The organism is Pseudoalteromonas sp. MQS005 (genome assembly GCF_001661605.1).
GTDB lineage: Bacteria > Pseudomonadota > Gammaproteobacteria > Enterobacterales > Alteromonadaceae > Pseudoalteromonas > Pseudoalteromonas tetraodonis.
This window is the reverse complement of sequence record NZ_LYRQ01000039.1, coordinates 1-13,618: the sequence shown is the minus strand read 5'-3', so window position 1 is coordinate 13,618 and position 13,618 is coordinate 1. Positions and strand designations below refer to the sequence as shown.

The 13,618-nt window shown below is 37.2% G+C and carries 17 protein-coding genes; 16 read left to right on the top strand and 1 reads right to left on the bottom strand.

Annotated features, from left to right (window positions below; all coding sequences use genetic code 11):
* The first annotated feature begins 2 nt into the window (after positions 1 to 2).
* The 16 genes from A9479_RS13615 to A9479_RS13550 all read left to right on the top strand — a co-directional run bounded on the left by A9479_RS13615 (position 3) and on the right by A9479_RS13550 (position 12,739).
* A complete protein-coding gene (locus A9479_RS13615; RefSeq protein WP_064663688.1) occupies positions 3 to 1,826 on the top strand; it encodes a UvrD-helicase domain-containing protein in 1,824 nt (607 codons plus the stop codon).
* A 547-nt stretch (positions 1,827 to 2,373) separates the two neighbouring features.
* On the top strand, positions 2,374 to 2,646 hold the full coding sequence (locus tag A9479_RS13610) for a hypothetical protein (RefSeq protein ID WP_064663687.1): 273 nt from the start codon (positions 2,374 to 2,376) through the stop codon (positions 2,644 to 2,646).
* A 99-nt stretch (positions 2,647 to 2,745) separates the two neighbouring features.
* On the top strand, positions 2,746 to 2,931 hold the full coding sequence (locus A9479_RS13605) for a hypothetical protein (RefSeq protein ID WP_064663686.1): 186 nt from the start codon (positions 2,746 to 2,748) through the stop codon (positions 2,929 to 2,931).
* Positions 2,932 to 3,113: 182 nt separating this feature from the next.
* Positions 3,114 to 3,692: a single-stranded DNA-binding protein gene (locus A9479_RS13600; RefSeq protein ID WP_064663685.1), complete on the top strand. Its 579-nt coding sequence runs from the start codon at positions 3,114 to 3,116 to the stop codon at positions 3,690 to 3,692.
* A gap of 252 nt (positions 3,693 to 3,944) precedes the next feature.
* Positions 3,945 to 4,085 carry a hypothetical protein gene (locus A9479_RS19870; protein WP_156520099.1) on the top strand — a complete coding sequence of 47 codons (141 nt, stop codon included), beginning with the start codon at positions 3,945 to 3,947 and terminating at the stop codon, positions 4,083 to 4,085.
* A gap of 86 nt (positions 4,086 to 4,171) precedes the next feature.
* Positions 4,172 to 4,783, top strand: a complete 612-nt coding sequence (locus tag A9479_RS13595) for a hypothetical protein (protein ID WP_064663684.1) — start codon at positions 4,172 to 4,174, stop codon at positions 4,781 to 4,783.
* 100 nt (positions 4,784 to 4,883) lie between these two features.
* Entirely contained in the window at positions 4,884 to 5,228 is a 345-nt protein-coding gene (locus tag A9479_RS13590) for a hypothetical protein (RefSeq protein WP_064663683.1), read from the top strand.
* 85 nt (positions 5,229 to 5,313) lie between these two features.
* Positions 5,314 to 6,378 (top strand): AAA family ATPase, encoded by a 1,065-nt coding sequence (locus A9479_RS13585; RefSeq protein ID WP_064663682.1) that lies wholly within the window; start codon positions 5,314 to 5,316, stop codon positions 6,376 to 6,378.
* 59 nt (positions 6,379 to 6,437) lie between these two features.
* Entirely contained in the window at positions 6,438 to 6,965 is a 528-nt protein-coding gene (locus A9479_RS13580) for a hypothetical protein (protein WP_064663681.1), read from the top strand.
* A gap of 104 nt (positions 6,966 to 7,069) precedes the next feature.
* Positions 7,070 to 8,125, top strand: a complete 1,056-nt coding sequence (locus A9479_RS13575; RefSeq protein ID WP_064663680.1) for a DUF3150 domain-containing protein — start codon at positions 7,070 to 7,072, stop codon at positions 8,123 to 8,125.
* 71 nt (positions 8,126 to 8,196) lie between these two features.
* Positions 8,197 to 9,882, top strand: coding sequence for a hypothetical protein (locus A9479_RS13570; RefSeq protein ID WP_064663679.1), 1,686 nt, complete (start codon positions 8,197 to 8,199; stop codon positions 9,880 to 9,882).
* 347 nt (positions 9,883 to 10,229) lie between these two features.
* The gene (gene radC, locus A9479_RS13565) at positions 10,230 to 10,724 is read left to right on the top strand and encodes a DNA repair protein RadC (RefSeq protein ID WP_064663678.1); all 495 of its coding nucleotides are present in this window, start codon (positions 10,230 to 10,232) and stop codon (positions 10,722 to 10,724) included.
* A gap of 86 nt (positions 10,725 to 10,810) precedes the next feature.
* On the top strand, positions 10,811 to 10,969 hold the full coding sequence (locus A9479_RS19865; RefSeq protein ID WP_156520098.1) for a hypothetical protein: 159 nt from the start codon (positions 10,811 to 10,813) through the stop codon (positions 10,967 to 10,969).
* 108 nt (positions 10,970 to 11,077) lie between these two features.
* Positions 11,078 to 12,202 carry a toprim domain-containing protein gene (locus A9479_RS13560; RefSeq protein WP_064663677.1) on the top strand — a complete coding sequence of 375 codons (1,125 nt, stop codon included), beginning with the start codon at positions 11,078 to 11,080 and terminating at the stop codon, positions 12,200 to 12,202.
* A complete protein-coding gene (gene yfaE, locus A9479_RS13555; RefSeq protein ID WP_064663676.1) occupies positions 12,199 to 12,441 on the top strand; it encodes a class I ribonucleotide reductase maintenance protein YfaE in 243 nt (80 codons plus the stop codon). The genes A9479_RS13560 and yfaE overlap by 4 nt, the downstream gene beginning before the upstream one ends.
* A 70-nt stretch (positions 12,442 to 12,511) precedes the next feature.
* The gene (locus tag A9479_RS13550; RefSeq protein ID WP_064663675.1) at positions 12,512 to 12,739 is read left to right on the top strand and encodes a hypothetical protein; all 228 of its coding nucleotides are present in this window, start codon (positions 12,512 to 12,514) and stop codon (positions 12,737 to 12,739) included.
* A 494-nt stretch (positions 12,740 to 13,233) separates the two neighbouring features.
* Here A9479_RS13550 and A9479_RS13540 read toward each other — a convergent pair whose 3' ends face one another.
* Positions 13,234 to 13,536 (bottom strand): hypothetical protein, encoded by a 303-nt coding sequence (locus A9479_RS13540; RefSeq protein ID WP_064663673.1) that lies wholly within the window; start codon positions 13,534 to 13,536, stop codon positions 13,234 to 13,236.
* Between the last annotated feature and the right edge of the window lie 82 nt (positions 13,537 to 13,618).

Sequence of the window (13,618 nt, the reverse complement as noted above, 5' to 3'; positions counted from 1 at the left end):
TTATGGGGTTAACGCCTGACCAAGATCTAGCAGCGAACGACATAGATAACCATTCACTTATACTTGCCACTGCTGGTAGCGGCAAAACTAAAGTACTTATTGATAAAGTAAGAAATGTTTTACGTAACAACTATCACAGCACAGTATTAATGGTTACTTTTACAAATGCAGCTGTAAACGAAATGAAAGAGAGATTAGAAATCGCTTTATCAAGTTCAGAAATAGCGCGTGTCTCAGTGACTACTTTTCATAAAGCATTTTTAGATCAATCTAGAAATTTATTAAAAGGCAAGCTTTTAATTGGGCCTACATACTACAACTTTATAGATAGATTAAGAGCCTATTTAGATAAAGAAGCATTAATACCTGATGTGAAGCTTACAAATTCAGATGTGGGAAATATATTAAGCGGTCAAGAGCCGAAAAAAGATTATACTGATGATGATATAAAGTTGGTGAAAGAGACATATAGGGAGTTGAAAGAAAAAAATAACTTTTATGACTTAGATGATGCTGCGAAAAGAGCCGTTGATGGTATTGCTAATAACGAAATCCCGCTCATGAATTACACCCATATGCTAATTGATGAGTTCCAAGATACTGACTTGGTGCAGTATGATTGGATCTCATTACATGGGCATGAAGGCGTTAAGCTGACACCTGTAGGCGATGATGACCAAAGCATATACTCTTGGCGAGGAGCACGCAGTTACGAGACAATGCTAAAGTTCAAAAAAGAATTTTCCCCTAATATTCATATGCTCACGAAATGCTTTCGATGTAGGCCCGAAATTATTAGTGCAGCCAAAAATATGATTGAATTTAATGCTGATCGTATTCCCAAGGAAATGGTTTCAGGTAAAGGAGATGGTGGAAGTGTTACTACCTATATTCATAAATACAAGAAAAGCCAGTACTCTACTTTTTTAGAGAATTATAATAAATATGGAGGAGAGTGGGCAGTAATAACTCGAACAAACAAAATGCTAGAAAGTGCTGAAGAATTCATGAAAAGCAATGATATTCCCTATACACGAAGCAATGATGAGAGCATATTCAAAACCACTGCCGGTGATTTTATAATCAAGCTATCAGCTGTGTTATTAAATAAAAATGAATACTCTTATCTCGCTGAGGTTTTAGGTTATTTACGTGAAGATGAAAATGTGACCCATATAATAACGAATGCCATCAAAGATGATGGCAACATTGAGGCTTCATTAAATAATGAAGGTTTTGATGTAACCGGTACAGTTTTTGAGTTTTTTTATAGAAACAATAAGCTATTTGAAAATTGCTATAACGACAATGAAATTGCCGGGTACATTGAGCTGTTAACTGACTTAATTCTATCGAAAAGGAGGTTAGGCAACCCCAACGTAACGTGTGCAGCTGAATTGACACTTTTAGAAGGCCTGAAAACAAGGCCCGGTTCATGGTTTGATAAGCTTTCACAATATGCAGATAAATTAAAGGATTTAGATACGAAAAAGGAAATTGATAAATCCGTTGTTTCGTTAATTACATACCATGGCTCCAAGGGGCTAGAATGGCAGAACGTTGCTATATTTGATGCTGTCGAAGAAATAATGCCTTATGCATTATCTGAGGTAAACGAAGAGAGAAGATTAATGCTGGTGGGTATGACCCGAGCAGAAGAGCGTTTATTTATACATAGCTATTTAGATGTTTATGATATTGATGACTTAGATGATGTTGGGAAGCCAGCCTTATTTGATCCTAGTAAAGAATACGAACCACAAGACTTTAAGGACGGGTTTTATCCTAGCAGTTTTATCTATGAAATTTATTTTAAAGAAGAATAGAAAACCGGACTAAATTCCATTGAATTGCTATTGACTCTAAAAAATTAAGTAGCTATAGTTTATGAACTAAATCAATTTGGCTACGCCTTTTTGATTACCAAAATCCCCCTTTTATAATTCAGTCTTTATTGGAAACTCAATTCCAATAAAGATTTTCTCAATCCACTCTACCTTTTCGGTTTTAATTCAATCAATGCTTTTTTTGCATTATTTTTTTAATTCCTTTTTGGTTTTCGTGGCTTCCAGCTGTTGAAGTAAATAATAGCGTTAGTACCAACTTGGTATTAAGACGATTAATGTGTATCACTCACATCAATCTAAACAACCCATTCCTATACGGAATTCTTCTGTATAGGAATCGAATCAACTTCGATGCGACCGCTATACAGATCTATTTATTTTACGTTCTGCGTTTTCGGTCTAATGCATTGGAGGAGATATCATGGATATCACATTAATCTTGTTAGCTTGCACTTATGCTGCCATCAAAATAAACCACCTTATTGTCAAGCCAATCCTTACCTACAAAAAATTAAGAGGTTAATTCATGACGACCTTAATTAATTGTAACCAAGGAAGAAGCTCTTCAATAGCAGTTAAAGTTCAACGCATTCTTTGCGTAGTTTACGATGAAGTTTCATTAAAAATCCTAGAAATTACAGGAACACATAACGAAGCGTCACAAAAAGCAACAGAGCTTTACGGTCAAAAAAATATAATTGCAAACTTCGGTGAGGTAAGGTTTGACGATGATTGTCTTAAAGTTAAAGACGTTATTGGCATGAAGCTTACTCAGTTCGAATGGTTTTCAAATTACTAAGTTAATAGGTGCCATCTGGCACCTATTCTTTTCTTTTGTTGGTTATACCAATACATCCTTTACAAAGGGTTTACCGGTATAACCAACAAGGAGAAACCTATGCAGAACTTGTCTATTCATATTTATGAAAAGTCACTATCAATTCTTACACTCTTTTCTGGCGAAACAGTTAGATTAGATGTCGATCATTTATCTAACCCGAATTACCTGCAAGAAGTAAAGAAACAAGCTTTAATTAATGGCCTAATAAAAGAGCCAGACTTTGTAGTTGAATGGGATATATAACAGAAGTAAAGGATATCTTTACTCTCTGAAAAAGCTCTTATAAAGAGTTTTTCCAAAGAGTAATGTTTAATATTGCCGTTAATTTTCAGTAAATAGCGCGATATTTTCTTTGTGTAAATATAAGGCTATCTAAGTAACTTTGATTGCTTGATGTTTATACTTTTAATTTATAGGAGCTATTTATGCGCACACCTAAACTAAATCGGTCAGAGCTTGGCGGAAGAATTTCAGCACTTGATATAAAACCAGGTAATAATGGTTTCTTTGGAACCATCACAATTGCTGCTGATGACGGCTACTTTAAAAAAAATGATACCGGTCCAAAAGAATGGGTAGATAGAGTCCACTTTATAGACGTTAAGGTTGAACATACATTTTTAGGTTTATTCAAAGAGCCTCTTGCGGTTGGTGATGAACTAACTCTTGTTGGCAAGCTGGTTCGCGACGTGTGGAAAGATAAGCAAACCAATGAAAATAGGTACGCTACACGCATTCAGGCAGAATATGCAGTTCAACACATAAGAAAAGTTGAAGTTGAGTGCTTAAAACAAAATGGCCTTATAGGTGGGGGTAACCAAAATAACCAAGGCGGCTACGCACCACAGCAAAATAATGCACCACAGCCAAATAACCAAGGCGGCTACGCACCACAGCAAAATAATGCACCACAGCCAAATAACCAAGGCGGCTTTGCTCCACGGCAAAACAGTCACGTAGCGGGGGGATATGGTAAGCAAAATACTGGTAGGTACAGTAGTTAAACATAAAAATCGGTTAGCATAAGTTAACCTCTATAGTTTCTTTCTAACTTTCATAATAACTTGTCGCAACCCGCGCCTAACTCTACTTAAAGTAGTTAAAAATGAAAGTTAGTTAACGCACTCTCAACACCCGTTGAAAAGCAAAATTCTATTTTGTGAGTGCACTAAAGCAACTTTGTTGCTTAATTTAACCTCTGAGGGTTTAACCTTCTTTGGTTATTCCTTCAGGTTTATTTTTACTTTGGAGGACTTATGAATAACAAATCAACAGGCGCTTACTTACGTCGTAGACAAGTCAAGCTTACAAAAAAGGGATTGAGAAACGGCAAAGATAAGTTAATTATTCGCGCACAACGCTCATACAAAGAATCAAACCGCATTTTTAACGGTTAATTCTTAATAACCCAAGCTAACCAACCCACAAAGGGAAACCCCTTTGCTGGGAGTTTTCCTTTAAATTTTCTTTGGAGGAAAACATCATGGCTAGACCAAAAAAAGCCATTACACAGGCTCAAATCAAAGCGGAACTCATAAAACGTAAACAGTTTAAGCGTAAGCTTAATACTGAGCACTTTTTAGCGAGTAACGCAGAATATGTATGCCATCAATTAGACGAAGATATTATCAACGCTCATCGTGCAGGAAAAGTCGCACCCGGGCAGGATGTATTTTTCGGCTTAATGGATGATTGTTTAGATGCATCAAAAGGTGAGTATTACATTCACTGGACTGATGACAACATTAAATCTCTCTGGGAAGGTGTTCTCTACCGTTCGTTGGGCCTACTTCGGTATGCCAAGGCAGATAGTGAAATACTTGATGAAGAGTTAGAGTGGATTTGCTCTGATAATTTTGACTTTGTTTGTAATTGCCTCGAATTAGATGCAAGTATGATCAGAATTGAAGTCCCACAAATCCTAAAAAAATACGCTGGCTTAAATGAAGTATTAAATACTAACAAATATGCGAAAGCACTTTGCTGGTATAAAAGCTTTCTTTTTAACGGCGGCATTAGTAAATCATCTAATTCTCACTTATATTCGGAGCTAGAAGGGCATGAAATACCCCTTTGGCACGATGTAAAATACTGAGAAGTAGCATACTTTTAATAAATATTAACAACCCAACAAGCGGGCACAACCCCCTTGCTGGGGAATAGTGCCCTCTAAAACTAGATTTGGAGGATGCACAATGAATTTAACTCGCATATTCGCTGAAACTTTAGTTTCAATTGATGTAGCGATTGCCACAAAACAAGAGCTTAAATTTGATTTCTTTATGAATGATGTTGATCAATTTTGCTGGATTGCCCTCGAAAAAGGAGACGCAGTTCCAGCGTTGTATATAAAAATGATTGATCAGGCTCTCACTGACTTATCTTTTGAACTAAAAGGAAAGTATTTACTGGCATATAACACAGCTATTGAGGTTTATAAAACTGAATGGCGTATAAGTGAAGCTATTGAACTTTACTGCTCACCTGAATACCAAGGTATTTTAAGTGAGAAAGAATACTTAATAGCAAACGAAGAATAATCTTACTAACAACTAACCCTACAAGGGACACAATTCCCTTGCAGGGTAATTGTGTCCTCTAAAATCTCTTTGGAGGAGACATAATATGAATACTCAAAATCAAGCACAAGATAACAAAGTAGCTAACTTAGCCTCAGTAAATACAATTGATTACAACGAAAAAATTCAAGTTGATGCTCATGAGCGTTTTCCTGAAATTTTTGAGCCAAATCAATTTAAAATTTCTATTCGTAAACACCGCCACCCTAACTGTCAAAAGCCAGATAAACACTACACGCCTGATGCGGATATACTTCGTAAAGCGCTAGCTTGGTGGCTTGCACCCGCTCAACCAAAACCTTTGGGTTTAGTTGGTGAAACAGGTACTGGTAAAACAGAGATGTTGCTTTTTATTGCTGATAGGTTCAATGAGCCTGTTTACATTGAAAAAGTAACCGTAGGTATGAGTGGAGAGCGTTTGGAAGGGTCTACTGAGCTGGTTACTGATGATAGTGGAAACACAGTTACTCGTCAGCGCTTAAGTCAAGCAGCTACCGGTTACAAATACGGTGGACTTGTTATTTTAGATGAAGTTGATAAAGCCAATGAGGATTTATCAACATCACTTCACTTGTTTGTTGAGGGTAAACCTTGGACGTTAAGCGTTTTTGGTCAAACTATTAATAAACATCCTGATTGTCGCATTAGTGCTACTGCTAATACGACTGGTGGAGGTGACAGTGATCGTTATATAACTTCTCAGCGCCTGGACCAAGCTTTGCGTTCGCGCTTCGGTTGGTTGAAAACCAAATACCCAAGCAAAGCGGTTGAAATGGAAATTCTTGTTAAGAACTTTCCTAAATTGCCAATATCACTTCGAAAGAAGATGGTTCAAACTGGTGATGCATTACGTACTGCTGCTTTAGGGGTTAATCATGATGGTAAAATCGACAATCCACTTGGTTGCGTGTTCTCTACTCGCACCTTAGTACATTGGGGGTTTTATATGATGACGTTTGGCCTTAATCGAGCACCTTATGAATCCTTCGAATTTTCATTTTTGGGCTCTATTGATAATGATGAGCTTGAAGAGGTTGAAGCGATTGTTCAACGAGTGTGGGCGGATGATATAAATAAACCTCTAAAAGAGTTGCTTAATGAAAAAAAGTAACTAGCTCAAACACAAAAAAATCAAGTGTAACTAGCAACACAGTTGCACCTGATGATGCTGTGTTTGAGTGTTTTGAGGTTACAAATAATCGGTTTGTGGGCTTTAGTTGTCAACCTAAGCAAGATAAGTTTTATCGTGTTGAAGGTACAATTGAACCGCTAGAAATTGACAAAACTAAACTAATAGATGCTGATAAAATGAGTACGCCTGAGCTTTTAGAAGCAACAGACAAAACTGATTTAATTAACCAGGGTAATAGTTATTTTATGATTCACTCTGATAGGCACTTTCAGTCATGTAGTTACGTTCAATGCAAACCGCAATATATGCTCAATTCAAATGGTGATTTTAAAGTCACCAGCGTTTTTGATGTCTATTTTCACGCAGGAGAAAATAAATATTGGGCTGTAACATCATTTCAAAACTCTACTTATGTATTGTTTAAAAATGACATTACAAAGCAAAAATGGGTTTTTATGACAGTTAACGGCCTAAAGCAAGATTTGATTCAATCGAAAGAATCAAATGGTTATAAGCTTTTTGGCTTTGGTCATTTTGACTCAAACAAATATGATTTCGACATGTAATGTTTATGTAGATATCACCTAAACAACCCAACCCTAATGGGGAGCACTCTCCCCTTTAGGGAAGTCTCCCCTTTTTTTTACTTAAAAATCTGGAGGAGACAACAATGTCTTTATCAAACGAAGCAATTGCAAACGGAAAAGAGTTAGCCGAACAAAATACATCACTTAAAACTGGTGCTTGCTTACTTGGCTGGCAACTACGCTCACCTTGCGGTGAATCAACTTTACCGAATGCAAAAATTGAACTAGATGGCGCTCAAATTTCATCAAATCAAATTAAAGGGAGTAAGATTCAGTGGTTTCCTAGAAACAAACTAAAGCTTACAACGAAGTATAATAACCGACTGACCCGTACGTTTAATTCGTATGGTGTTAAGTACGGCGATTTTACGGTTGTCCCAACAGCCAGATTAGATGAATTAAAAACAGAACTTGATAGCATTAAGCGCGATTGGGAAGATGAAGTGTCATGTTTAATTAATGACTACGATGTATCTGTCAATCAGCATATGAATGAGAATGCTGAGATAGCAGCTCTCATTCAAAAATATGCATTGTCTTGCAACGAATTTGAAGCCAAATTTAAACTATCTTTCACCAAGCCTTTGGCAATGAAAGCACTGTTTGAAGAAGATGAAGATCTTATCAATGACGATGTGGCCGATACGCTTTGGCAAGAGATTGCTAAAGAGGCCTCTGGCGTTTATAAAACAAACTGGTTCAAAGACAAAACACCTGTCAATAGAGTAAGTCAAAAAGTACGTTCACCTTTTAGGCGTATGATGAATAAGTTAGTTGACTTATCTTTTATTGATAATGGTATTGAAAATGTAGTTGATACAATTCAGGAGGTCCTAAACAACTTACCTAATTCAGGTTATATCGAAGGTCATCAATTCACTGAGCTAACAAACTGGTTACTAGTGATGGCTAATGAAGATACCTTAAAGCTTCACGCGCAAGGTAAACCGCAATTTACATTCCAACCAGAACAGGAGGTTCATTTAGATGATGAGCCTGCAAAACCAACCCCTACTAATGATACGTCTAATGTTGAGCAACAGCTTATACATAAAGACGCACCGCAAGTAGTACCAGAAAATAATGAAGAAAAAGTTGAGAGAACAAGCTCAGTTAATGACTTCGGATTTGACTGGTAACAACCAACCCATGAGGGAAATACATCCCTTATGGGTGTATTTCCCCAAATAATTTTCTTTGGAGGAAAAAAATGAATAAATCAAATTTGCTAAAGAAGTTCAGCACGCTGACACGCGTAATGAGCAATCGAGGTGACATTAAAGTCAGAATATTTGGCGGAAGTGCATACACGGATTTTTCGAGTATTACTTTGCCGGTTGGTGACTTTAATGACAAAGATTATTTAGAGTTGCTAGAGGGAGCGATAGACCATGAAGTAGGCCATATACAATGGACTTGCGCTGAATGGACTAAACGCTCCCATCAGCAAGGGGAGTTTTTTAATGGCGTTAGAAATGCTATTGAAGACGTTAGAATGGAAAGAAAAGTATGTGGAGAGTGGCCAGGAGCTTTTATTAACTTAAAACGCTTAGTTACTCAAGCAATGAACCGACAATGGTTTTGTGACCCTATTTCCATAACTAACCCTGCAATGATTATTCAAGCTGTAATTTTATATTACGGAAGGTGTGTATTTTGTGAGCAAAGTCAACTTAAAGAATTTAGTGACTCTGCCGTGAAAATACTGTCTTCAATAATTGGTGATAAGTCTACCAATGAATTAATCAGACTTCTAAATACAATTCCTGATCTAGACTCAAATAAGGATAGCTTTAATTTAACTGTAAAAATTATTGATTGGTTAAAAAAACTGAACTTAGATGACTCAGATGACAGCCAAGATGGTGACTCAAGTGACAGCCAAGACGGTGACTCAGATGACAGCCAAGACGGTGACTCAGGTGACAGCCAAGACGGTGACTCAGGTGACAGCCAAGACGGTGACTCAGATGACAGCCAAGACGGTGACTCAAGTGGCCATGATGAGCAGGAAATAAAAGACTTTATTAATGCAAGCTTAAATGCGAGTTCATCTGATTTAATGGATGATTTGCATGAGCGCGTTAATAAAGAGTTGGAAAAAAAATCTATTGATCACCAAAATGATTCAAATGCTAGTGACATTGACTTTTATGTACCAAGTATTTTGAATAAAGGCGAGTACCAAACAACCGGCCCGCTTGATATAGATTTTGCAAAAAAGCTATCAACACCTATTAGTAGAGAGCTACATAAAGTGATTTATGGTTTGGATAACCGCTCGATAAGTTATGCAAAGCATGGTCACAACATTGATTGCAATAGACTGGCAGGTATAAAAGCTGGAAATTATAATGTTTTTAAAACAGAACGTGTAACAAAAGCACCTACCATGGCTATATCTTTACTTGTTGACCGCTCTAGCTCAATGGATAAAACGATGATGATGCACGCTAATAATTCAGCATTAGCAATTAATCTAGCGATTGATAAGCTAAAAGGAGTTAGTAGTGAGTGTTTATATTATTCAGCAGGAGATATGCTGTCTGTAAAGCCTTTTGAAGCCACAGCCAGAGCTTCTATCTCTAATTTCAGAGTTAGTTCATCTGGTGGTACTTTAACAGGCATAGCAATGCATACTTCTTTGCGTCGATTAGCGTTAAGGAAAGAGCAAAAAAAGCTTTTGATTATAATATCTGATGGTGATACCAGTGACTTTAAGTTTGTTCAAGAGTCACTTGAGATTGCTGAGACACTCGACATTAATGTTGTTTGTTTAGGTATATGTGCATCAAAGCTAATCGGTTTTGAGGAACAAGAATTTATTAGCATTAAAGATGCAATGGATTTACCCAAAACTTTAAAACTAGCAGTTAAATCGAAACTAATTGCTTGATAACCAACCTAATGCGCCCTTCTGGACGCATTTTAAAGCAATATAAATGTTTTAAAATGCGGCTATATGCCTTAAAGATTTTCTGTCACTCACTCTACTAACTGCTAGCATCTTGCTATCAACTTCACCTTTTGGTGTTGAGTAAAGCGTGACATTAAAGCTACTCATTTCCTTGTATTTGAGTAGAGCAAGTAACAATCTCTAGTTGTTACTTTGGGTTTACCCTAAAACTAATGTTTAAAAGCTTTGCTTTTTCACATTCACTTATCAATAAATCAACCAACCCACTGGGGATAATTCACCCTTTGGGTAATTGTCTCCGAAATCGTTTCTTTGGAGGAGACACAATGAATATTTCAAACTTGCAACTAAATGAAGCAACCGGCAAATACATAATAACTTCTGAGCTTTCGTCAGATGAGATTATTCAAGCTGCCAAAAAGATTTTAAATTATAGATTCAAACGAGGTGCTGTTTTTACAAGCCCTCAGGCGGTTTATGATTATCTTGATGTTTATTTAAAGGGCTTAGATCACGAAGTGTTTTATATACTTTACCTAGACTCTCAAAATAGATTAATAGATAAAGAAATACTTTTTACTGGGACAATTAATTGTGCCAGCGTTTACCCAAGAGAGATTGTAAAAAGTGCACTAGGAAAAAACGCTAAAGCGGTTATTCTTGCTCACAATCACCCTTCCGGTATCGCTGAACCATCACAAGCTGATAAGGCTATAACCAATGAAATTAAAAACTCATTATCGTTAATCGATGTTGACGTTTTAGATCATATAATTGTTGGCGAACGAACCATATCATTTGCTGAGCGCGGATTAATTTAACTTTAAAAAATCAACCAACCCTTATGGGGGATACTCCCATAAGGGATGTATCCCTCTAAATTTTGTACTCTTTGGAGGAGATACACATGAATACATTAACCAAAAAGGCAATCATGCCAATACCATCTTCACTACCTAACTCAACACTGAGAGAGGTACATAAAGATGGAAAATCGATTCTTTCATTACGTGCTAAGTGGGGTCCTTTATTTGAAGGACAACAAACCGCTCAAGCCCAAGGCTAAAGTATAAGTTAGCCTTTGGGCTAACTTTTCTTTTTATTCGAGGCGACCATCTAAAGCGCCTTGCATTCAGGACGCTTTAGGGTCGTCTTGATGAATAGGAGAGTTGTAATGTTAGAGTCAAAATTAGATAGAGTTCTTGCTTTGGTAAGCGCACAAGGCGGGTGGTCTACAGTCTACTCTGCCTACCCAGGACTTAATGAAGCCGTTTCTAGATCAAATAATCATGGTGGATCACCACAAGTACCATGCCCGAAAACTGGAGATGGCAGAACTAAGTTTCGCCTTTTCCGTGATTGGTCACAGTCAGGTGGAGGCTATCACAATGATGTAGGTGCATTACCCGGTGGTATCGATGTAATCGCATTTGTAGAAGGTTGCTCTAAAGGGCAAGCCTTAGACAAGATTATCGATATATGTGGTGGTGATTTATCTACTGTTTCTCGTGAATATGTTCAAGCAGTTAAAAGCACTCAGCCTAAAGGCCTGAATGAAGATGAGAAACAAAAAAGAGTAGCTAAGCTAGAAAAGTTATTCAATAACGCAATACCTGCAGCACATGATGTAACAGGTCGCGTCCAAGCTTATCTATCTAGTCGCGGCCTTAAAACGGACGCAAAAACGTTACCTTTTACTCTCGGTTACGCTGATGAGCTTTGGTGGGGGGATGGTCAATCTAAACCAGTTAAACTTCATGGTTTACTTGGTTCTATGACTGACGTTAATGGTAATCGCATTACGATTCACCGCACCTTTTTAGATAGTAATGGGCACAAAGCTAATGTGGAAAAACCTAAAAAGCTTATGCCACCACCAAGCTATATAGGTGGCTGTTCAATAAAAATTGATGAACCTATCACCGGAAGCAAAGAAACGTATATTGGTCTTTGCGAAGGTATTGAAACAGCGTTAGCAATCAGAGAAGCAACAGGTATGCCTATGTGGTCATGTTATTCAGACTCCTTACTAGAAATGGTAAAGATCCCTGAGAACGTAACTACAGTGATTATCTTTGCTGACAAAGACAGATCTGGTGCAGGGCTTGAGAAAGCGCAAGCGCTAGCATCTCGTTTACGTAGGGAAGGTAAAGTTGTTGATATTTATGAGCCACAGCAGGACATTCCTGCAGGTTCAAAAAGCATTGACTGGCTTGATGTTTATGTATCATTAGGTAAGCAAGGGTTTCCCTTTACTTTGCCACAGAGCGTTTCTGTTTATACAGGAGCGAGCGAATGATAAAAATAGCTGGCAAATCAATTAAAGACACTGGAAAAACATTGTTGTGCACTCTTGAGCTCAACAATGTAGCACCCGCATCACACTGTAAATCAGGGTTTTGCGGTCAGTGTCGAACTACGCTTTTAAAAGGGCGTGTTGATTATATTGAAGATCCAATTGGGTTTATAAACGAAGGTGAGATATTGCCATGTGTTTGTAAGCCGGTTGGTGATATTGAGATCGACGTTCGCTTTTAATAGTAACAAATAACCCATTGGGAGATAACTCCCAATGGGGGTTACTCCCTCTAATTTCTTTGGAGGAGTCATGAGTAAACATCATATCGCCATGGCAAAAGCGGGAGGTTCTAACCTTTCTCATTTTGCTGCTTATCGAAACAGTTTTTACGCTGGAGTGGTAATCAGGCATTTTGTGGCCAAGACAACGCATTTTCTGTTAATTGAAAAAAATAGAAAGTGCGTTGATCTGGTGCAACTAAACAACGCTACACTTAGCCAGGCCTCGCAAGCGGCTGAACTGCTTTTTGAAGTGTAAATTTTAACCCATAGAGGGAGCTATCTCCCTCTATGGGCAGCTCCCTTTATTTTGTGGAGTTGATATGAAAAAAATCAATAAACACTCTTGGAGTGATTATGCATAAAAAGCTATCGAGAATAATGATCGAGTTAATCTTGTTAGCTACAATTGTTGGATTTATCCCTGAACTTACAGTTTCAGGATTCACTGATTTATTTGGACCGTGTGGATTCGATGGTAAAACATGTAGTGGAATTCAAATTCAAGGTGCAATTAAGATTGTATTTGCATTAATTTGTGTCGTCGTGTCGGTTGTGATAGGTTTATATATAAGCTTTTGCAATCCACCCGAGGAGTGAAAGATGAATGAAATTCAGATTTTTGGGTTAATAACGGGGCTAGTTAGTTTCGTTATTTTCTTTGGTAGCTTCATTTGGATGCACCACCAGCTAGGTAAACAGCAATAAAATAGAAAAGACTGCTTTTAAGCAGTCTTTTTTTTTGGTTTCAATTTAGTGATTTACATTACTTTTGGGAGAGAGGTTTTGTGAGTTAAAGGTGTTATTAACAATTAACTGCTCAAAAATAAGAATGAGGCCTTCACGCGTTTTAGCTAGATCAATCAGCATCTGAATAAAATTATTATCATCAGATACTACTGCTGTATTGTAGATAACATAAATTACCGTATACCTAATATGATGAATTGAGCTGCGGTCACTACTTGCTACTTTATAAATCGCTTTTGATATTCCGATAAATAAAGGATCTTCGTTAATACCGGCATTACTGAATGCACTTTTATGTGTTGCCATAATATTTTCTCTTCTAATTTAATTGATTGGGCAACAAACTATTATTGTGATCTAAAACTTTAAAGATATATAAAAGTGATTA